Source organism: Dictyobacter aurantiacus (assembly GCF_003967515.1).
Lineage (GTDB): Bacteria > Chloroflexota > Ktedonobacteria > Ktedonobacterales > Ktedonobacteraceae > Dictyobacter > Dictyobacter aurantiacus.
Window position 1 is genome coordinate 4141592 of the sequence record NZ_BIFQ01000001.1, and the last position, 21518, is coordinate 4163109.

Below are 21518 nucleotides of genomic sequence, written 5' to 3' on the forward strand. Positions count from 1 at the left end.
GATTTGCTCTATGTCCTTAGAAACTGAAAAGCAGCTTGACGAAACGGGTTGGCGCCTGCTACAGGAGCTACAGCAGAACGCGCGCCTCTCCTATACGGAACTGGGGCAGAGGATTGGACTCTCGTTGCCGTCTGTCGCCGAGCGGGTGCGCAAGATGGAGGATGCGGGCATCATTACCGGCTATCATGCCGAGGTGAATCTGAGCAAGCTGGGAATGCCGGTGCAGGCCATCATTCAACTGCAGGGCATCGGGGGACAGAGCTGCCGTAACGCCGTCGCTCAGGTCTGGGAATTGCCCGAAGTATTGGAATGCTCACGAGTGACGAGCAGCGATTCGATTATCGTCAAGGTCGTGGCAACCTCGCTTGATCACCTGGCCCGGGTCATCGATCAGCTTTCACTCTCGGGCGTACCCTCTACGTCGATTATTCGCGCCAGGCCGATGCAGCGCCACCTGATTCCGAACGAGATCCTTGCGCGTGGCGCGAGCGAGGATGAGACCCTATGATTGCTATGATGGAGTGCGGAAGGCATTGCCCAGGCTCCCGGCGCAGGCGAGCAGGGTTACGAGCGCGATTCCCATGGCCGCGAGCGAGAAGTTGATGTGTGTACCCGCGATCATCCCCTACATGTAGAGCGGATGACTGACCGGATTGAGCAGCAGCATGTGCACGATCTGGGCAGCTACGTTGACGAGCAGCAGGCTTCCCACGCTCACGCACGCTCCCAGCATCATGGCGGCTCGATGTCCCAGGGCAGGCTCCATACGCGCGGCGGCTCCTCGTCCTACCAGCAGGCTGATCAGCGTCAGGACCATGAAGGTCGCGAACAAGAGCAGGAAAGATGTAGGGTGACGCACAATCAGTCCGCCAAAGCCGCCCATAACCACGACGAATCCTACCAGGGTAAGACCAATCATGACCGGCATGGTGCGCTGCAGCAGGGCGTATCCCGCGATAGCGCACATGACGACTCCCGAGGCAAGCGCGGAGACATAGATACCATCATAGCTGACGCGTAACAGCGTGGAAGCGCTATACGCCGCTTGCGTTAGAGGGCTGGCATCTTCAATCAGGTAGAGATTGAGGCTGGCCACCAGCGAGACCGCGAACGCGATGACCGTTGTGGCCAGCGCGATCCAGAGACGCCGTGGAAAATGTTGTGCGTTGATCATGGCGTGGGATCCTTCCTGTAACTGCTGCCATCGTTCCAGGCAGGCATTGTTTATCAGATCAGAGAGTGTATGTAGCCAGATCGGGATGATGGCCGCCAGGCCGTGACGCCGCAGGGTATCATGACAGCTATCGCGAAATACCTGGACCATGCGCGATCCAAAGTCGCGCCGAAATGGCTCCGGGTAGGCGCGCAGAAAGAGGATATAGAGCCACGCTGAGAAGGCGATGATCCTTCGCACGGCGCGTGGGGAGAGCCTGTGGCGCGCCATTATATTCCTCCTTCGAAAGTGGCTATGCCTGGTTGCGGTAACAACTGCCGGGACTGTGCCATGCGTACCAGTTCCGCCAGGCGTTGCGCCTCCGCCCTGGCGACGCGCAGACCGAACGGCGTCAGGCGGTAGTAGTTGCGTCGCTCATCGTCCAGATCAGGGGCGGGCCGTTCAGTGGACTCCTCGATCAGTCCATCAGCCAGCAGGCGGCGAATCGTGCGATAGAGCGTTCCTGGTCCCAAATTGACCTTGCCACCACTGCTTTGGGCCGCCTCCTGCATGATGCCATAGCCATGCCGCTCCCCGCCAGCCAAGGCCAGCAGAATCTGAAAGGCAGCCACCGGCAACGGAAGCAGCGCTTCTGGATCTTCTCTGCCCTCTTTCATAAGCACCTCCTCGCGTGTTATATGGAAAATAGTATCCACACTGTATATAACTAATGCGGATATATACACTATGGATATAATAAAGCAAAAGGGAGCGCTTGTCAAGGACGAAAGGCCCGGCTGCGCCGAGATGAAGCTTTGTGAGAGTATCGTTTTTTGTATCGTTTCTTTTCTCCATATCTCACAGCAATTTGTTATGACGCAGTTGCATTGTAGAAATTGTGGGGATTCTAAACTCGTATTGGTTATAGAATGTGTCTGACTCTCACGATCATCGCTCTGAGCATGCTTACGTTTTCGCACCTGCGGTGCTCAGGAGTCCATTGTGTGTTGGTGCATCGGGTGCTCGGATGCGCATCCGATGCACCAACACACAAAACCGGTGCGGCCGCGAGCGGATGCCCGTGCGGGGCGCTCACAAGCCCCCATGGTGGCGGAAGTCAGACTCTCTCTCTATAGAGAAGGTAGCTATGGTTTTTTTGAGCAAAAAATGTATATATTCTTTTGAAACATGGCGAAAAGAAGCGATACAGCGCTATCTATGCATTTTGAGAAGGGAAGGGGGCTATGATGAGAATAAATTCCAGCATTCGAAAGCTTACGACTATATTTGTCGTTATGTTCGTTGCCATCAGTGGATGTCTTGTCTACTGGCAGGTGGTGAAGGCGGACCAGGTGACGGCGACGCCGCATAATCCGCGCATCTGTCAGCCGGATAATGTGCCGTTGCGCGGCAATATCTATGATCGCAATGGCGTCTTGCTGGCTTATTCGGTCCCCGATCCCAATGCATGTGGGGGATATACTCGTCACTATACCGATCCTTCACTGGCCGGGCTGATCGGTTATTATGTGGCGGGCGGCCTGTATCCCGCGATCGGTCTGGAGGCGCAATATGATGCGGTCCTGAGCGGCGCGACGGGTCAGACAGCGATCAATAATCTTGTTCACAAGATCTTGCATACATCGCAGGTTGGCAATAATATCTACCTGACCATCGACGAGCGCATCCAGAAGGTTGTGGCGCGCGATTATGCCGACTACACACCTGATCCAACGGGGACGGCATTCATCAATCATACCTATCCCACTTATCCAACGGATCGCGGTGCCGCCGTGGTGACCGATCCTCATACCGGCGAGATCCTGGCTATGGTTAGCTCGCCGGGTTATGATCCCAATAAAATGGTTGATACCCTGACGCATTCACAGAACCCGACCTCGTACTACGATCAGCTCGTCAAAGATCCGGAGAATCCACTGCTCTATCGACCAACACAGGGACTCTACTCGCCGGGTTCGACGTTTAAGACGGTGACCCTGATGGCCGGACTCGACTCGGGGGCCACAACGCTGGACCAGAACTGGGACATGCAGAATGCCTATAAGCCCTGGGCCATTCCGCAGACAGCAGACAGTCCGGGTACCACTGTGGTGGGAGATAATCTGGGTTACGGCAAGTATGTATTCCACTTTCCCGTCAACACCGAGTTCGGGTATGCCAACTCGGACAATATCATGTTTGCCCATATCGGGGCCAACGTCGGGCAGCAGAAGTGGCTGGATTACACAAAGCGGATGTACTTTGATCAGACGATCCCGGCTGATCTCCCGATCGCCCAAAGCCACGTTCTGCAGGCTGATGGTAACCTTAATTTCGCTAACTTTGTCAACGACGCATATGGTCAGGGTGTGGATTTTGTGACGCCGATGCAGATGTCGCTGGTGGACAATACCGCCGCGAATAACGGCACCTTGATGCGCCCGATGCTGATCTCAAAGATTACGGATAAGCAGAACAATGTGGTGCAGAACTTTGATCCACAGCAGCTCAGCAACGTGATTAGCCCCGATGCCGCCTATAATACGCGTGTGGGCATGAATGCCGTCGCGACCTGTGGGAGCGCCTGGCATATCACCGAGGACAACCGTCCCCCGACCACTGTGATCGGCAAGACCGGCACAGGTGAAGTGGGCGGCGGCAAGCCTCCTGAGAGCTGGATGATTACGCAGGCCCCCTTCGATATCAACAACCCGCAGCAGGTACCGGCACTCACCATCGTCGCTATGCGCGAGAACGGCGGTGAGGGCGCCTATAGCATCGGACCCGCCATCTGGCACATGTACAGCGACATCTTTAACCAGAATCTGGTCAAAACGCCGCTGGCCCCCTGGAACGATCCCAATGTGTTCTGTCCCGAACACAATCTGTGGCAGACACGGACCGGCCCCCAGGTGCATGGCAACCAGTAGCGGCCTGGTATCTACCTGTGTTGCTTTTCTCAACGGCATTATTCCATTTCATTCTGTGAGTCTCGTGAGATATGTGGAGGGTGTTTGAGAGCTATCTGTGATGTTGTCTCGCTAGCATTACCACTTAATCAGAGAGATCTCTGAAAGCAGAGAGAGGAATGATGAGAAAAAAGGAGGTGCATAATGGGAAAGACGCAACTTGAGAAGGTGGTTCAGATACCCGCAGATGCCGTCCAACTGGCCGGATCGCTGGCGCTGCCTGAACACGCGGGGGGCCTGGTGGTGTTCGCCCATGGCAGCGGGAGCAGCCGCTTCAGTCCGAGAAATACCTTTGTGGCCCGGCAACTGAATCAGGCGGGTATCGGCACCCTCCTGATGGACCTGCTGACCGAAGATGAAGATAGGCGTTATGAGACGCGCTTCGATATCGACCTGCTGACTGATCGCCTGCTTCAGGCCACCTACTGGCTGCAGAAGCAGACCGCGACCAAGGACCAGGCGATCGGCTACTTTGGCGCGAGCACCGGAGCGGCGGCGGCGCTCAAGGCGGCGGCGGCGCGACCATCGTCGGTCCGCGCGGTGGTCTCTCGTGGCGGACGCCCCGATCTGGCTGATGAGGCGCTGGCGAAGGTTCAATCGCCCACCCTCTTGATTGTCGGTGGCAACGATCCTGTGGTGCTGCAACTGAACCGCAGCGCTTTTGAGCAGCTTCCTGGCGAGAAAGAGCTGGTTATTGTCCCTGGCGCGACGCACCTGTTCGAGGAGCCCGGCACCCTGGAGGAGGTGGCCCGTTTAGCGACCGGATGGTTCAGGCGCCATCTGCACAGCGTGCCCGTGGCCTGAATACGCCACGCTACAATTGATCAGGGTTAGAATGTGTTTTACTCCCTTCTTATTGGGGGGATGTGATAGTCCCCGCACAGGCGCGCGTGCGCGCCCGCACTGTTATTTGTATATTGGTGCATCGGGCGCGCATGCGCGCCCGATGCACCAATATACAAATAATTCTTGAGCACCGCAGTTGCGAAACTTCCCCTCCCGGCGTGCCTCCTACGGCAGAGTTTACGCGTCAGTACCTGGAAAAGTACAAAGAGAAAGTCTTTGTGGTCAGGAATAATGCTGACCGAGAGCGTCTGCTGTCATTGCTCGAGAAAGATAGCCAGGCTATGCTACAATAGTTCCACAACTGGCATTCTTGCGTAGGAGGGGTTTTTTATGACGCAAATAGATCATGGTATTAAGGAGCAGCGTGGGCTGGACGGTGGACAGAAGCCGCGCCTGCGTTTTGCTCCCAGCCCGACTGGATTGATGCATATCGGGGGATATCGTACGGCCCTGTTCGATTGGCTCTACGCGCGCCAGACCGGCGGGACGTTTGTGTTGAGGATTGAAGATACCGATACGCTGCGTACCGTGGAGGGGGCGGTTGAATTCCTGCTCGAAGGTATGCGCTGGCTGGGTATGGATATAGATGAAGGTCCCGGTGTTGGTGGCGACTATGGTCCATACATTCAGACGCAGCGGCAGGAGCTGTATCAGCAATATGCACAGCAGTTGATCGAGGCGGGGCACGCCTATCGCTGCTACTGTACGCCCGAGCGCCTGGAGAGCATGCGCCGGGAGCAGCAGGCACAGAAATTGCCGCCGCGCTATGATCGTCGCTGCCGCTATCTTTCAGATGGGGAGCGCGCCGCCAACGAGGCGGCCGGCCTCAAGTCTACCGTGCGCTTCGCCATGCCGCTGGAAGGCGAGACGACCGTGCATGACGAGTTGCGTGGTGATATCACGTTCCGCAATGCCGACATCGATGATGCCATCCTGCTCAAATCGAACGGGATTCCTACCTATCACCTGGCGCATGCCGTCGATGATCACCTGATGAAGATCACCCACATGATCAGGGCCGAAGAATGGATCTCTAGCTTCCCGCTACACTACCGGGTCTGGCAGGCTCTGGACTGGGAGATGCCGCTGGTCTATCACGCGCCCGACGTGTTGGGCAAGGACAGGCGCAAGCTGAGCAAGCGCCACGGCGCCGCCTCCTGGCAGGAACTGCGGCAGCAGGGTTTCCTGCCCGAGGCGGTCTTTAATTTCCTGGCCCTCATCGGCTGGTCGTACGACGACAAGACCGAGTTCTTCACCCGCGAGGAGCTGATCCGCCTCTTCTCGCTGGAACGCATGAGCGTATCCGGCGCCATCTACGATGAGGAGAAGCTGGCCTGGATGAATGGTGTCTACATCCGCAAGCTCTCGCTTGAAGAGCTGACGCGGCGCACCCTGCCCTACATGGAGCGTTCCGAAGCCGAGGGCGGCTTGCCGGATTCCATCCAGCGCCCGCTCGACGTGGAGTACACACAACTAGTGCTGAATCTGGAGCACGAGCGATTGCGGACGCTGGGCGAGGCCGCGCACGCTGTTTCATACTTCTATCGCGAGGACTGGGAATACGAGACGCCTCTGATCCAGAAGGGGATGGATCAGGAGAGCACCAGAAACGTCCTGCTACGCTCGCGCGACCTGCTGGCGGGGCTGGACCCCTGGGAATCTACGCATCTGGAGGAGCAACTGCGCGCGCTGATGACGGAACTGGCCCTCAAGCCTTCTCAGTTCCTGGGAACCTTGCGGGTCGCGGTCAGTGGCCGCAAAGCTACGCCGCCCCTCTTTCAGATGCTCGAAGTCCTGGGCCGTAAGAGCACGCTGTCCCGCATTGAGCGCGCCCTGAATGGCCTGGCATAACGAAACACCCTATGCGGTGCTTTTGGGTTCGTGTGTGGAACGTGGGCGTGGGGGTACCACGTGCGCCGGCGTGGGCGACACGGGAAGTGGTGTCGTGGGGGGACGTGGGCTGCCATTGCTGGCGCTGGCAGCCCGGTCGACCGCGAGGGCATCTGTTGATACTAAATCACGATGAAGGTGAAAAAACGAGGCACAAAGTCGGGTCGATCCGAACGTCCCTGACGGACACGATGGGCGTAGCGTGGCGGTCGGATGGTCGGCAGATCAGGTGGGGCCGGGGTGTAGGACCTCAGCAGAGCAGGGACGGCTGGCTCGATGCGCCGCGAGGGCCGGATCAAACCCTGGCGCCGACCCACCTCGAGCAGTCGCTGGATCAGGGGCTGCCCACCCGATCGCGTGGGCGCCTGAGCAAGCAAGGTGGCAAGCACGGGCAAGGACACGTCGAAGAGAGGGACCTGGGCGGCGAAGGCCACCTGAGCGTGGAGCGCATGGAGCACCTGAGCCAGGATGAAGGCGGCGAAGAGCTGCTGAAGCACCAGGAGAGGATCGCAGGACCACCACACGCGAATGCCCAGCGTGCATTTGAGCGCTTTGAACGCCAGCTCGATCTCCCAGCGACGCGCGTAGAGGCGAGCGGCCTCGCTCATGCTCAAGCGATCGGGTTCGCAGATGTTGGTCAGATACTGGTACAGCTTGCCGTGATGCTCAAACTGGATCAGGCGCACCCGGTGGGCACAGCGATCGGCGCGGTAGGCTCCCAGCCAGACCAGGGCGTCGAGCGTGGTGCCTTGCTGCACAAAGACGTGCAGGATCTGGTAGGAGGTCTTCTCCCGCATCCGTGAGAGCCAGAAAAAGCCCTGGTCCGTGAGCCAGTCAAACCAGGGAAAGCTGAAGTAGCCCAGATCGGCCAGCAGCAGGCTGCCAGCGGGCAATCCACGCACCACGTCCTGGACGAGCAGTTTTTCATTGGCAAAGACGTCCTCACGGAAGAGGATACGAACCCATTGCTGGCGGCGGACATCAAAGAGGGCGGCCAGTCTGCCGACCAGCAGGCGTGGACTGTCCACGGCTTCATCGCGCACATCCTGCATGCGCCGCTGGACGGCATCGAGCGTGGTTTGATCCAGAGCGAAGATATGGGAAACCCAGGGAAGCAGATCACACTGGGCGACCGCCTGGGTTTGGGCATGCAAGCCGGTGCTCACGCGCAGCAGGAGGCGCTGCCAGACGTCGAGGGAGGTGTGCAAGAGGCGTTTGCGGATGGCGTCACGAGTATGGGGCAAGAGAGGAAAGTGGCCGACCCCCGACCAGGTGATCAGGCGCCAGACGCAGGCATAGCTCTTCAAGCCGCGCAGCAGCGCCAGCAAGACCGCCAGACACAGATGCTCAGAGGAGAGCACTGCGGGTCGTCCACGAGGGCGGCTCACCGCAGCGGCAGGGGGATCAGAGGGTTCGATGAGGCGCTGCAAGCAGCCAACGATCTGTTGTGAGAGCGAATCGGCATTCGCCTCTTCGGGCCCAGATGCGGTATGATGAGGCATACGAGGAAGATCCTTTCGAAAACGTGTGATGACAATTTCTTTGGATGTTCCTCGATATTTGCCACTCTGGCAAGTCTCCCTCCCCATCCAGAGACCTTTTGGCTATTTAGTATCAACAGATGCCGCGAGGGTCGACCCTACAGGGGCGTTTCGTTTTTTGAGGAGCGTTGCGGATTCCGGGGGCGTTTCGTGTTTTTTGTTGCATGCCTGTTTGCGAACATTTGAATGATATTCGATGGCTCTCCGTCCTTCCCCCCGAAGGGCGGAGAGTTTATTTAATTTATGTTGTTGCTTGACATGGTTGCTACGTGTCCGGTATCCTGAAAAGACGCGGATGCATGTGCTACGTTTTTCGCGTTAGATTGGGATAAAAAGATGAACTCCTCAATCACTATCCAGAATTGGTTGTTTCTTTCACCTGCGTATGATAGACAGCTTCATAGGTGGGGCTGGATTGCTTATTACTGACGAATCCAGGAGCGCTAGCTCTGGCGATGGGTATAGGTGAGAACGCTTCCTGATACCCATTGATAATGCGTTCATCTCAAAATAATACTTTCGATTCCTCACAACTTATCTTTCCTCCTGGCTGATCCACGCCTGTTGCGAATGGATCTTTTTGTGCTGCTTGAAACTTCCATGCGGCCGCGCTCCGCCATTTCCTTTTTCTTTACTTCTGAAGAAATCACACATTTTTCATGCATAGAAAAGGAAAAAGGAATGTCTTCAATTTCAGATCATCACCTGAATGACCATAAATCGGAGCAAGGAAAGAATATAGCTCCCAAACGTCGTTTGCCCCTCGCATCTTTGCTGGTTGAGCGGGGGATCTTTGCCCATGTCGATGAGGCCCGGCGCTGGATCATGGCTGGAAAGGTGCTGGTGAATGATCAGCTGATGGATAAACCGGGCATGGCTGTGCCACGAGATGCGCGTCTTCGCGTGCGTGGAAGAGCTCGCTATGCCAGCCGTGCAGGCTACAAGCTTGAGGCGGCCCTGGCCGCGTTTGCCGTCGAGGTCGCTGGACAGGTGGCCCTGGACTGCGGCGCTTCTACGGGAGGATTTACCGACTGCCTTTTGCAACGAGGCGTTGAGATAGTCTATTCGGTTGATGTGGGTTATGGTCAGTTGCTTGGCCGCCTGCGTGTTGATCCTCGCGTGCGTAACCTTGAGCGAACTAACCTGAGCGATCTAACAGCGTATCCGCTGCAACCCGCACCGACGCTGATTACACTCGATCTTTCGTACCTCTCGCTGACAAAGGCATTGCCGGTCGCGGCGAGGCTGCTGGCTCCCGAGGGGCAGATCCTGACGCTGGTGAAGCCGCTCTTCGAAGTCGAGAGTCAGGATGCCAGGCGTAGCGGTCGCATCGATGATGTAGCGCTGCTAGTTGAAGCTCTGCACCAGGTAGTTGAGGCGGGCTTGAACTGTGGCTTGTCTTTACAGGGGATTGTAAAACTGGCGCTCAGGCCACGTTATGGCGTTCATGAATTCTTTGCCTCATTTGTTCGCCGCCCAGATGTTCTTGATTGGCAATATGATGAGCATACATTGCTCACCATTGTCCAGGGGCTGGGTATTGGTGAGATATATGAGGAATAATCTCATCTTATTGTGTTTGGAGGTTAGAGCTTTGCTCTAACCTCCGGTAATCTGAATGGATGGCTTTATGGATATCTTCCTCTTTTACTGTATGTTGAGATAAATCGAAATGCTGATGATGCATGCTGCGAGCATATATATTTCCTTGTGCCTTATGCCTGTAACCTCTTATACTGGGAGCAGAGAGGGGGATCCACTCTGAATATTAATCTCATTGAAAGACTTCGACGTGCATACGAGGCATTTAGCCGAGGTGATATCCAATACGCTGTTAATCTCATTGACCTGGACCCCGATGTTATCTGGAGCGAGCCTGAGAGCTTCTATGCAGGCGGTACGTACCGGGGGCCACAAGGAGTCGCACGGTATCTCACCCTTTCCTATGAATCTTCAGCAAAAGTTCAGAGCTTGCCCGAAGAGATCCTGGAAGTTGGAGACAAGATCGTGGTCTTCGTGCACTTTCAGGCCTGGCCAAAGGGAGGTGGTCCCATGAAGGAGGGGCATATCGCTGATGTCTATACGGTTCGTGATAGCAAGGTCGTGCAGATGCAAGCCTATAATGATCCAGAAGAAGCACGTCAGGCTGTTGGACTTTCATCTCACTGCTAAGCAAATTGGAGGTGTTCTTCATGATGCATGCATCTTATGACGATATTGCTGGATGGTACGATAGCTATCTGAATGAGAATTCCGTCTATTCTGAGGTTATTCTCCCCAGTCTGTTGGAGCTTGTTGGAGATGTGCAGGATTGCACGATCTGCGATCTGGCATGTGGACAGGGCTGGTTCGCCCGCGAACTGGCGAAACGGGGCGCGAGGGTGACTGGCATCGATATCTCTGATCGTTTGCTTGAGTTGGCTCGTCAGTACGAGCTACAGCAACCACGGGGAATCACTTATCAGCGTGACGATGCCCGGAGCGCGCTATCGCTTCCTGAAGACACCTTTGAAGGGATTGTATGTGTGCTGTCGCTGATGGATATTCCAGATATCCAGGCGGTATTTCAAACAGCCAGGCGTATCCTTCAACCTGGCGGATGGCTGGTTTTTGCCATTACCCATCCCTGCTTTGAATTGCCTGACGCCCGGTGGATAACGGATGAGCATGGGCAGGTAGCCCGTGCTGTGACGGGCTACTTTAAAGAAGGGAACTGGAAGTCCGAACGTGGCGGTGTGCGTAGTCGCGTGGGAGCTCATCATCGCATGCTCAGCACGTATCTCAACGCCCTTGTCTCGGCCAATTTTACCCTCGAACGAGTGCTCGAGCCTACGGCCACTGGTGAACGTGCTGATAAAGTGCCCGGGAATCGAGAGGTCCCTTCATTCTTATTCATACGAGCACGTCTCCTTTGAGGCTGATATGTGAGTGTGACGTACGCACCCGGGTACCGTCGCTGCGCGACAAAGCCGGGGCAAGCCCGGCACCTACGACGGTGATTTTCTGTCTGCGAGGGTTGCTGACCGTTGATGTTTTGCTTTGAAGTTGCGAATGGCTTTCTGGTAGATGTCGTTGTATTTTTGTGCCATGGCTGCGCCTGAGAAGTGTTGCCGGACATGGGCTCTGGCTTTTTCACGGCTGATTTCATCGATGCGGCCAATGGCCTGGACCATCTCTTCGACATTCTGAACGAGGAAGCCTGTTTCGCCATCGCTGACGATCTCGGGAGCCGCGCCGCGCGCGAATGAGATGACGGGACAGCCTGTAGCCATGGCTTCGATCATCACCATGCCGAACGGCTCTTCCCATGTGATCGGATTGAGGAAGCCGCGAGCATGGCCCATGAGCGCTAGCTTCTCTTCGTATCCGGCGGGTCCATGGTTGCGTATGAGTTCTCCATCAACCTGGGCTTCGATCATCTCCTGGTAGTACTGTTCCTGGTTCATGCTGATGGTGCCTGCAAGCACCAGTGGTACCCCGGCCTGTTTGGCCGCCTGAATCGCCAGGTGTGGTCCCTTTTCGGGTACAAAGCGGCCCAGCCATAAAAAGTAGTCCTCCGGCGGCTCGGGCGACATGGGATATTGTTCAGGGGAGATGCCGTGGTGTACCACGCCGATAAAATGCAGTGGGAGTCCCTGGTGTCTGCGTGCCTGTTCGCTGATGGCGACGATGGGAACATGTTTCGTCCAGCGTGCGATATCACCCTGCTTTATCTCTGGTGGAACCTCCTCCGAGCGGAATGGAAGATTACTATGCAGCGTGGTCACGTGTGGCACACGTAAATGAGAGAGCAGGGGGAATAAGTGCATGTCTCCGCCCGAGGATAAGTGCGTATGAACGATGTCGAAATCGTGAGCCTCAATGTAGTTCAGGGCCTGCTGCAGATATTCTCGTTCCTTCTGTGTATCGCGCCAGGAAAAGCCTTCTTCCAACAGGCTATGTGCGGTCAACGGGACAAGATGGGCTGCCGTCTGGCTGCCCGCCGCAGCTAGCAGGGTGACTTCATGTCCCCGGGCTACCTGTTCTTCAACCAGTATATGTAGAACTGTTTCAGTTCCACCATATGCTTTAGGTGGGATCTCGATCCATGGCGGCGCTAACTGAGCAATTTTCATGTCTATTCTCCTATCTTTTTGTCTTTATTTACTCCTTCTTGCTGAGTATGATTAACAGAGATGTATTATTTTGTATCTACGTGTAATACGGTTAACTATTTTATGCGGTTTTGACGACAGGAGTTTTGGTTCCATTTGGAAGCTGCTAGCTATCGCGCGTAAGATGGTCGCAATCCCAGATGTATTGGTAGCGCTGGCAATCTTCGCAGCGCCACCATGTAGATGCCCATATTCATTTGCTACAGTTTGAGCAGCATGTCGTATTGACTGAAGAATTCGTTGAATCCGAGCTCCTTGTAATGGGGAATCTGAGGACTCTCCTCGGGCTCGTTGTAGATCTGGACCTTAGAGCAGTCGGCGGCCAGGGCGCGTAGCAGCGCACCGTACTCGCTTGCCGTCAACTGACTGCGCAGCAGTACCGCCTGGATCTGCATGATGCCATTGGCGCGGCGTACGATGAAGGCGTTGAGCTGGTCATCGGGATCCGCGATGGTTAGCGCTTCGGAATTGCCGGTGAGGAGACTGGGGATCTCCAGGCTCCAGGTAGGACGGACCGTATAAAAGGGGTCCCAGGATAGCAGGGAGGCCAGTTCCACCGAGTTGATCAGCCCGGCGGGTTCAACTGGCAGATCCGAGGTCGCGATCTCCAGACCGAGCAGGCGGCGCTGCCTGACAAAGCCGACGCGCTCATAGAGCTTGATGGCGGCCGTATTCTGGGTCAGCACTTCCAGCTGGAGCTGCGTCAGGCCGCTCTCTTTCGCCACTCGTACCATCTCGTTGGCCAGGATCTTACTGGCACCCGTCCCGCGAAATTCGGGGACGATACCGAAGCCGCCGCACCAGCCGTGCGTGCCGCGCGTGCCCATGCGCGCCATACCAACAAAGGCGCCCTGAGAATCGTGCATCACCACACAACAATTGGCATCGATCTGATTGACGCGCCAGAAGTCAGAGACCTGTGCCGCGCTCATCGTGATAGGCACAAAATAGCCGCTGAAGCTGCGGTTATGCAGATCCGCCAGCTGCTCAAAGGTGTAGCCGAGAGCATTGGAGAAGCGATACTCATGCATCGGAGATTGTCCACTTTCTATTGATATAAAGGTTGCATTTCTTATAGTTTCCAAGGTATGCTGACTTTGATGATAACGGAAGCGAGGGGGAGGCCCACAGCGCCTGCAGCGCGCCCATCCACCGCACCACTTCCTAGGGAGACTTGAATTTATCACCCATAATCCGCTGGCTCAACAACCGCAGCCGTGCGATATCCAGTTCCATCGTATATCTCTCCGGTTATATATATCCATAATCGCCGTTGGCGAGGATGCCGGGGGTATCTTCAACCGGGCTTGCCCCGGCTTCTTCCCTGGGCGCCGATCGCCTGCGCTCCAACATGGAAGAGTATAACAGAGAGCCTGAAGCAAGCCAAGAGAATGAGGGAAACTGGAGAAAAGCGTGATGGGGGAGGTGATAAAAAGCCGATAGGCGTTGAAGAATCTCAACGCCTATCGGCTTCTGTTTGTATCAGCTCGCTTCTCTACCTATGGGGTAGCGGTAGCGGACGGCTGAGAGGTGGCTGTGCGGACGGTACCACACATGATCGGGTTGTACTCGGACTGATTGCCGAGATTGGTACCATAGTGGACCTGCGTGGCCCATTTGTTGTCCGGAATCGATGTGACGCTGGAGAACGTTTTCGTCAGGGTGGCATTACCCTGGGCATCGGCGGTCAGTGTTCCCAGATTGTAGACAACGCTGCCGATGTTCTGGCAGGTGCCGTTATGGATGTGAGCGGCATGGCTTGAATTGGGAGCCAGGCCACGCACGTTCAGCTGAACCGTCAGTGTGCCATTGTTCACACTGAGCTGAGCTATACCGACGCTATTCTCATTGGGGCTATTGGCCGGTCCCAGCAGGGCGGAGAAGGTGTTGCCACCAGCTCCAGTTGCCGTGCCAGTCGCGACAGCCGTACCGGTCGCGACGGCCGTACCGGTCGCGCTGGATGGATTATAGGGTTTGATATCTCCGCAGGAAATGGCTGTTTTCTGGGTTCCCATGCTGGTATAGAGCTGGGCGCGCAGACTCGATGCGGTCAGCGGGGTATTCACATTGGTGATGGTGGCGCTATTCTGGATGTGTCCAGTTGCGTCCGCCGTCAATGTGGTCGAGTAGAGACCAGGCGTCGCTGTAGCCATGGTCGTCGGGGTGGCCTGTGCTGTCGGGGTGGTGGTTGTGCCCTTCGTCGCGGTGGCTACCGGGGTCGCTGCCGTGCTGGTTGCGGTCCCCGCCGCTGTTCCACTCGCGCTACAGGTGCCCTGCTCAATCTGCAAAGGATGGCTACTATTGGGCGCCAGACCGATGATATTCGGGTTGAGCGTGAGTGACTTATTGCCGGCATTGTAGGTCATGCGGATGACACCATTTGGTGTATGCACCATGGCAGCACGCCCTGTGGTGGCCGCTCCAGTAGATGAAGAGGTCCCTGTTGCTACAGGGGTCACCTCGGTCTGTGTTACAGCTGCCCGAGCTTCGTTACTCAAAGCGATAAAAACGGTCATAAGGATGAGCGTACAAAGCGTCATGCTGATGGCAATGGCTCGAGAAACTGCGCTTCTCTTTCGGGATGACTTAAACACTTTACTCCTCCTTTGGTGATGAACGTGTAGACCGTATAGTTGTGAGCCTGTCTCGCTGTCACGTAAAACGGCACATTGGCAGGTCCGAAAAATTACTGCTCAGCTTCTAAATGACGGTCATATAATATTATGCAAGCATTGTTGTCAAAACTGCAATATCAGCAATATACCCGGCTAGCATCACGTGTTTTAAGATAAGGCATACATTGATCAGGATATCTTGCTCTGCTTGCGCGACTTTTCCAATTGAATATTGGATTAGCTCCATTCATCGATCTTATAGAACCATACATTCCGCCAATATTTATAGTCTAAAAACATTTTTATTACATAAAAGTTGCTACTTAATTTTATATTTCTTCTGCCTGCGATTGTTTTCTTTGTATTTGTCGTTAAGATAGAGTAAGATACGTATTTTTCGTATCCCTGCCGAGGGCGTAATGTGAAGTCGGTTGATCAGTATTGCAGCTTTCAACATATGCTGTGATGAGAATGAGATATGTGGCTCGTTGTTGTGATGTGCTGGTGAGAGCATCTCTTTATGCTGTGAGCAGAGACGATATTTGTTTATAGGGGATAGTCGAGTGAGGAGGTACGCCCATGTTTCAACATATTCTGGTTCCGTTGGACGGCTCACAACGGGCCGAGCAGGCGCTGATCCTGGCGCAAAAGCTGCATAGTCAGTTGCCGCTGCGCCTCTCGCTTTTATCTGTCATTGACCCCGAATCGGGGGATCTGCGCCTCGCGCTCTCAAATGTTTTTGATGACCTGGCGACCGCCATCGAGGCGGAGGAGAAGCGCATCACCGCCTATCTGACCGGTGTGGTCCAGCGTTATCATCTCACGGATGCCAGTGTGCACTGCTATATCCAGCATGGTGGTGCTGTCCCAACCATCTTGCGTACCATTGAAGACTTGCAGTGCGACCTGGTGATCATGTGTAGCCATGGACGATCCGAACGGCGCACCCTGCACCTGGGAAGCGTGGCGCAACAGCTGACGCGCCACTGTCCCGTTCCACTGCTGGTACTGAAGAATGGAGAGGCCATCCCGACCAGTGCCTATCCCGACCAGCGCCGCCCCCTGCACGCGATCGAAATCGCCGTGGCACTTGACGGCACACCTGAATCCGAACAGGCCATTCTGCCGGCGGCCCAGCTGGTCGCCGCTATCGCCGCTCCTGATCGGGCTACCGTACACCTGGTGCATATCCTGCCCTCGCAGGAGAAGTCGATCCAGGCGGCGATCAAGCAGATCAGGTATACGCCCGAATACGAGCGTGCCTGCCACTATGTCCATGAGCTGGAGCATCGGTTACAGACAGAAGACGGGGCCAATCTGAATATCCTGACCACCTCCTCGGTCTTTCCCGCGATCGATGTTCCTTCGGCGCTGGCCTACTTCGCCGAGCAGCGCTACGGAAAGGTCACTGGTGGCAGCGATCTGTTGGCCATGTATACACGCGGACGTCCAGCCAGAGACCAGGAGGCCAGCACGTATATGACCGAGGCCACCTTGAATACCACGGACAAGCCGATCCTGATCATTTAATGGTTCATCTGGTGGGCGCATCAGCGCCCATCAGATGAACCAGCTAAGAGCGTGTCGCCTCCAATGCTTTTTGGTAAGCTAACTCCAGTGCTTTTTCCTGCTCAACTGGCAGATCGGGCTGTACGCCGACGCCCTCCCAGTTTGTTCCACTAACCGGATTAACGGCGCGTACATTAGGGATGAACGCTTCAAAGTGGCTGGTGATAGGATAGCGCAAGCCCGCGTGTGCTCCACCGCCCGTTGTCTCGCCAACGACCAGCGCGCGCTTTAATTGTTGAAGATCATAGGCGAACGCCTCCGCCGCCGAGAAGGTGCGCTGACTCGTTAAGATGTACACCGGCTTGTCTAGATAGCGTTGACCTGGAACGTAGGGAAAGACCCAGTATTGATACAGGAGATTTTTCCTGCGATCATAAAGGCCGTTCATCTGTATATGTTCGCTCATGAATGCATCGAAGAAGTAGCTGCCGAGGTATTGCACCATACATGCCTCTCCACCTCCATTAGCGCGGAGATCAATGATCAGTGCTCGCGTATGAGCCAGCATAGTCATGGCAGCGCTCATGCTCCCGCCCGCGAAGTGTGGATGCACAAACTCGTTGAATTGGAAATAACCGATATCCCCATCCAGAATTTCAATCTTCTTTAAGCCATAATGCCGCTTGCTCTTCTGGCGTATTGCCTCGATTTCCTCGGGGGTATACATCTCGTTGTCATCCTGGCGTGCTACTACGCCGGATGCCTGGTAGTAAAGATGGAGATGCTTATCATGACTGGCCTCACGCATGTGTTCCGTTATGGTCTGCGCCAGCAGGTCGCCATCTTTGATATCATGATAAGCTCCTGCCGCCAGATGTTGGTGGAGCGCGGTCGCTACATCGTGCGCCTTGTCCGGAAACACATAATTTTCGGCCAGCTGCTGTCTCAACCCTTCAATAATCTCATGAGGGGAGAAGGGCTGTTGGGTTGTCTCTGTGCTCTGCATGGATGTCCTCCTTTGCACGCCTGTGCGGCTCTTATTGCTGATTAAATCCCTTGTTTTCTTTCTAAGCATACAGCACAGCTGAACCCAATACAACAGGTGCACTCTCCTTAACTCATCAGAAAGTAATGGATCATGATTTAGAAGTGGACGCGCAGGTCCGCGAAGCGCTCAAGGGTGAGCAGCTGGTTATTGGTGGCTGGTTGCGTTACCTCTTCGTGTTCCAGCACCCAGGTCTGGGGATGGGGCACGAAGACGGCGTTGAGGCCAGCGGCCAGGGCTGGATTGATGTCGGAGCGCGGCGAGTTGCCGATCATCCAGCTTATCTGTGTCTGCAGCTCTAGCTGATCCACGATCTGCTGATAGGTGGCGACGTTTTTCTCGGGCACGATCAATACGTGGTTGAACAGCTGCTCGATGCCCGAGCGATCAACCTTCAGACGCTGCTCCTCCAGATCGCCCTTGGTTAACAGCACAAGATCGTGGCGCGGCGCCAGGTACTCCAGCGTCTCCAGCACGCCATCCAGCAAGGTGAGAGGATGAGAATGGATCTGCTCTCCCAGTTGACGGACGTACTGCAGCTGCTCATTACTGACGGTATTCTCCGCCAACTGCTGATAGGTGGCCAGCAGGCTATTGGTGAAGTTAGTTGCCCCATAGCCCATCATGCGTTCTGTCTCATCCAGCACCAGCCGCACCTCTTCATGCGACATGTTGGAGTGGTTGAGGAAGTCGATAAATTCATGGATGGCCTGCTCAAAATAGATATTGTTTTCCCACAGCGTATCATCCGCATCAATTAAAAGATGTTGCCGCATCGCTCTCCTGCTTTCTTTATGCTTCCCATCGTCATAGGGAGAATCCATAATAGAAGTTATACGTATAACTTCTATTATACAGACTAGCTCTACAGATGTCAAAAGGAGATTGATAATGATAAAAAATGGTCCGGGCGCGCGCCCGGACCATTTTTTATCATTATCTGGTTTGTTGTTTGAAGGGGGCGAGGTGTTTGTCGAAGTGGCGCTGGATGTAGGTGTAGTATTCGGGCAGGTGGGCGCGCAGGATACGCTGCAGGTCGGCTCCATAGGTGTCGAGGACGGAGCCGAAGGTGACGTGCAGGATCTGACGCGGGCCGAACTGGTTGAGCAGTTCGGGGAGCTGCTCGTCCGTCAGATGCTCGGCTGGCAGGGTCTCACTCAGGATGGCGGAGACGTGGTAGGTGCGCCGGTCGTTCTCGTAGTGCTCGCGCGTGAAGTCCCAGATCTCGCGGAACAGGGGACGATCGATCGAGGCGATCAGGCGCAGGGCCTCCAGATAGCTGGTGCCGGCCGTCTTCAGATGAACCAGTCCGCCCGTGGCCTGCATGGCGATCGGATAGACCTCGAACTTGTCCGAGCCGGTGTGCAGGCTGAGCTTGTAGCTGTTGTCGAAGTAGCGCATGATGCTGGCGTGCCCGTTGATGTTCTGCGTCAGCTCGTCGAGATCGCCGATGTAGCCGACGCCCTTCTCAAAGCGTCCCACGAAGCGCGGCGCCAGGCTGACAAAGGGGACCCCCAGGCGCTTGAGTTCGGAGGCTATGTAGAAGTGTTCCAACAGAGCGGTGGTCGTCCCGGTCTCATCGACCGACATCTCCATCTCGAAGGGACGCTGACCCTGCAGCTCTTGCAGGCGCCGGGCCATGCGTGCCGTGTGGGCGACGGCTCCGCCGTACTTGCCCAGAGCCTTATACAGGTCCTCCTGCGTAAAGGTCAGCGTGCGATCATCCAGTGTAAAGGCGCGCTGGTAGCGCTCGCTGGTCTCCTCAAGTGTGGCCTGCAGATCGGACCAGGGAAGCTGTTCGACCTTGCGGCGCAGCGTCTCGGCATCGTCGGTGTCTGCGGCGTCATCGACGTACTCGCCGGGATCGATGGTGTAGAAGGTATAGCCGGCGGCGACGAAGGGTGGGATGTCCTCCAGCGTCTTCAGGTGGTCGGCGTCGGCCCCCCACGGTTCTTTCCAGCCAGCGTGGAAGGCGCCCCACATGGCGTCATCCACCACCTGCTGGGGGGTGCGCCCGGTGCGGGTGTTCTCGCGTACAGACTGCTGGGCGTAGATGGGGGCCACGCCAGTGCCCCGAGTGGCCAGCACATGGCCCGGCGTGGCGATCCCCAGACGGTCCCCAAAGCCGGCCGAGGTCTGCAGTCCCAGCACCGCCGGCTGGAGCCAGGGCAGACGCTGGCGCAGCACGGCCGCGTTGTGGGCCGAGCGCGGTCCCAGCAGACTCCCATCCGCGAGCGCCTCGCCCTCAAAGTCGTCGATTACTCCACGGACGAGGAGCTGACAATCACCTGGTTGATCGCAGTTGACCAATGCATAGGTGGTATCGCCATGTCTGGTCACGGACTCGGCGACCTGTGTAAATGGCTGTTGCTCAAACATTGTTATCCCTCCAGTTTGTAGCTCTGCTTCGCCAGCCGATAGGCCAGGTCAACAATCATCTCGTTGGCATCCTCTTCATCGATGATGCCCTCAACCACCTGCCGGGCCAGCCAGTCTGAGCTTACGCGGCGCCAGACATCGTGTCGGGCGGGGATCGACGGATAGGCGCGGGTGTCATCGTTAAAGCCGGCCGTATTATAGATGCCGGCCGTCTCTACCGTAGTATCGAAGTAGCGGCGCATGCCCAGCACGCTATCGAAGAACCACCAGGGTGGACCCAGGCGCAGCGCCGGATAGTGTCCGGCCAGCGGGGCCAGTTCGCGGCTGTACGTCGTCTCATCCAGGTTGAACACGATCAGTGAGAGGCGGGGATCGCTACCGAAGAGATCGAGCAGCGGTTTGAGGTTATGCGTGAACTCGCTGGCGGTCGGGATGTCGGCCCCCATATCGCGGCCAAAGCGGGCCAGCAGATCCGGATTGTGGTCGCGCGAGCTGCCGATGTGGATCTGCATAACCAGTCCATCCTCCACGCTCATACGCGCCATCTCGATCAGCATATGGCCGGTGAAGCGCCGCGCATCCTCCGCGCTGGCCCCATCCTTCATGGCGCGCTGGAAGATTGCCTCGGCCTCATGGGCGCTCAGCCGTCCCGTATAGGCGCTCAGCGCGGCATGGTCCGTGGCGGTTGCCCCCATCTCGCGGAAGAAACGTCGGCGCTGCTCCAGGGCCGTCAGATAGGTACGGTAATCGCTGACATCGATCTCGGAGACCTCACTGAGCAGGCGAATCTGTTCGGCGAAGCCGGGCTGGATATTTACCACGGCATCGGGTCGGAAGGTAGGGATCACGCGGCCATGCCAGTCGGAGTCGCGTAGCTTCTGGTGCTCTTCCAGTCTGGAGGTAGCGGCATCGGTGGTCGCCAGCACCTCGATCTTGAAGCGCTCGAACAGGCGCCGTGGCTGAAACGCCGGTTGTTGCAGGCGCTCGGCCAGCGCGTCATAGATGGTCTGCGCGTTGGCCGACGTCATTTTTTGTTCGATGCCGAAGATGTCCCGCAGCTCATCGCGCAGCCACAGGCTGGTCGGAGTACCACGGAACAGATACCAGTGGTCGCAGACCGTCTGCCAGATCTTGCGATGGTCCTTCTCGGTCGCGCCACCATCGCGGCGTGGGATACCCAGATCCTCAAGGTGGATTCCCTGGGAGTAGAGCATGCGAAAGACGTAGTGGTCGGGTATGATCAGGAGGTCCACCGGGGAGCCCCAGTTATAGTGTTCAGCGGACAGCAGGCGCGGGTCCACATGTCCATGCGGGCAGATCAAAGGGAGATCCTTTACCTGCGCATAGAGCGTGCGTGCCATCTGTCGTTGGCTGGGATCGCTCGCGAAGTAGCGGTCGTCTCGTGTTTGGGCCATTG

General features: G+C 56.3%; 18 protein-coding genes. 8 read left to right on the top strand and 10 right to left on the bottom strand.

Going from position 1 to position 21518, the window contains the following annotated elements; translation table 11 throughout:
* The first annotated feature begins 10 nt into the window (after nucleotides 1-10).
* Entirely contained in the window at nucleotides 11-508 is a 498-nt protein-coding gene (locus KTT_RS16725) for an Lrp/AsnC family transcriptional regulator (RefSeq protein ID WP_126597069.1), read from the top strand.
* A gap of 117 nt (nucleotides 509-625) precedes the next feature.
* Here KTT_RS16725 and KTT_RS16730 read toward each other — a convergent pair whose 3' ends face one another.
* Complete coding sequence (locus tag KTT_RS16730; protein WP_126597070.1) at nucleotides 626-1444, bottom strand: hypothetical protein; 819 nt, start codon at nucleotides 1442-1444, stop codon at nucleotides 626-628.
* Nucleotides 1444-1830 (bottom strand): PadR family transcriptional regulator, encoded by a 387-nt coding sequence (locus KTT_RS16735; RefSeq protein ID WP_126597071.1) that lies wholly within the window; start codon nucleotides 1828-1830, stop codon nucleotides 1444-1446. The genes KTT_RS16730 and KTT_RS16735 overlap by 1 nt, the downstream gene beginning before the upstream one ends.
* A gap of 567 nt (nucleotides 1831-2397) precedes the next feature.
* Between KTT_RS16735 and KTT_RS16740 the strand changes: the two genes are divergently transcribed.
* From KTT_RS16740 to gltX, 3 genes are all read left to right on the top strand, one after another.
* Nucleotides 2398-4083, top strand: a complete 1686-nt coding sequence (locus tag KTT_RS16740; RefSeq protein WP_235845748.1) for a penicillin-binding transpeptidase domain-containing protein — start codon at nucleotides 2398-2400, stop codon at nucleotides 4081-4083.
* Between the two features lie 183 nt (nucleotides 4084-4266).
* On the top strand, nucleotides 4267-4926 hold the full coding sequence (locus tag KTT_RS16745) for a dienelactone hydrolase family protein (protein ID WP_126597072.1): 660 nt from the start codon (nucleotides 4267-4269) through the stop codon (nucleotides 4924-4926).
* A gap of 372 nt (nucleotides 4927-5298) precedes the next feature.
* A complete protein-coding gene (gene gltX / locus KTT_RS16750) occupies nucleotides 5299-6819 on the top strand; it encodes a glutamate--tRNA ligase (protein WP_126597073.1) in 1521 nt (506 codons plus the stop codon).
* A gap of 161 nt (nucleotides 6820-6980) precedes the next feature.
* Here the strand turns inward: gltX and KTT_RS16755 are convergent, their stop codons facing one another.
* Nucleotides 6981-8360 (bottom strand): IS4 family transposase, encoded by a 1380-nt coding sequence (locus KTT_RS16755; RefSeq protein WP_126595959.1) that lies wholly within the window; start codon nucleotides 8358-8360, stop codon nucleotides 6981-6983.
* 720 nt (nucleotides 8361-9080) lie between these two features.
* Between KTT_RS16755 and KTT_RS16760 the strand changes: the two genes are divergently transcribed.
* The 3 genes from KTT_RS16760 to KTT_RS16770 all read left to right on the top strand — a co-directional run bounded on the left by KTT_RS16760 (nucleotide 9081) and on the right by KTT_RS16770 (nucleotide 11314).
* Nucleotides 9081-9962, top strand: coding sequence for a TlyA family RNA methyltransferase (locus tag KTT_RS16760; protein ID WP_160145925.1), 882 nt, complete (start codon nucleotides 9081-9083; stop codon nucleotides 9960-9962).
* A 147-nt stretch (nucleotides 9963-10109) separates the two neighbouring features.
* Nucleotides 10110-10571, top strand: coding sequence for a nuclear transport factor 2 family protein (locus KTT_RS16765; protein WP_160145926.1), 462 nt, complete (start codon nucleotides 10110-10112; stop codon nucleotides 10569-10571).
* Between the two features lie 20 nt (nucleotides 10572-10591).
* Entirely contained in the window at nucleotides 10592-11314 is a 723-nt protein-coding gene (locus tag KTT_RS16770) for a class I SAM-dependent methyltransferase (RefSeq protein ID WP_126597076.1), read from the top strand.
* A gap of 72 nt (nucleotides 11315-11386) precedes the next feature.
* Here KTT_RS16770 and KTT_RS16775 read toward each other — a convergent pair whose 3' ends face one another.
* The 3 genes from KTT_RS16775 to KTT_RS16785 form a co-directional block, all read right to left on the bottom strand.
* Nucleotides 11387-12514 (bottom strand): glycosyltransferase family 4 protein, encoded by a 1128-nt coding sequence (locus tag KTT_RS16775; protein ID WP_126597077.1) that lies wholly within the window; start codon nucleotides 12512-12514, stop codon nucleotides 11387-11389.
* Between the two features lie 239 nt (nucleotides 12515-12753).
* Nucleotides 12754-13584 carry a GNAT family N-acetyltransferase gene (locus tag KTT_RS16780; protein ID WP_126597078.1) on the bottom strand — a complete coding sequence of 277 codons (831 nt, stop codon included), beginning with the start codon at nucleotides 13582-13584 and terminating at the stop codon, nucleotides 12754-12756.
* A 468-nt stretch (nucleotides 13585-14052) separates the two neighbouring features.
* Nucleotides 14053-15147, bottom strand: a complete 1095-nt coding sequence (locus KTT_RS16785; protein ID WP_126597079.1) for a CHRD domain-containing protein — start codon at nucleotides 15145-15147, stop codon at nucleotides 14053-14055.
* Between the two features lie 600 nt (nucleotides 15148-15747).
* On the opposite strand from KTT_RS16785, the gene KTT_RS16790 reads away from it, so the two are divergent.
* Nucleotides 15748-16698: a universal stress protein gene (locus tag KTT_RS16790; RefSeq protein WP_126597080.1), complete on the top strand. Its 951-nt coding sequence runs from the start codon at nucleotides 15748-15750 to the stop codon at nucleotides 16696-16698.
* Between the two features lie 43 nt (nucleotides 16699-16741).
* On the opposite strand, the gene KTT_RS16795 is transcribed toward KTT_RS16790, so the two are convergent.
* The 4 genes from KTT_RS16795 to uxaC form a co-directional block, all read right to left on the bottom strand.
* Entirely contained in the window at nucleotides 16742-17683 is a 942-nt protein-coding gene (locus tag KTT_RS16795; RefSeq protein WP_160145927.1) for a S41 family peptidase, read from the bottom strand.
* A gap of 137 nt (nucleotides 17684-17820) precedes the next feature.
* Nucleotides 17821-18498, bottom strand: coding sequence for an HAD hydrolase-like protein (locus KTT_RS16800; RefSeq protein ID WP_126597082.1), 678 nt, complete (start codon nucleotides 18496-18498; stop codon nucleotides 17821-17823).
* A 160-nt stretch (nucleotides 18499-18658) separates the two neighbouring features.
* A complete protein-coding gene (locus tag KTT_RS16805) occupies nucleotides 18659-20101 on the bottom strand; it encodes a tagaturonate epimerase family protein (protein ID WP_126597083.1) in 1443 nt (480 codons plus the stop codon).
* A 2-nt stretch (nucleotides 20102-20103) separates the two neighbouring features.
* Nucleotides 20104-21516 (bottom strand): glucuronate isomerase, encoded by a 1413-nt coding sequence (uxaC, locus tag KTT_RS16810; protein ID WP_126597084.1) that lies wholly within the window; start codon nucleotides 21514-21516, stop codon nucleotides 20104-20106.
* Between the last annotated feature and the right edge of the window lie 2 nt (nucleotides 21517-21518).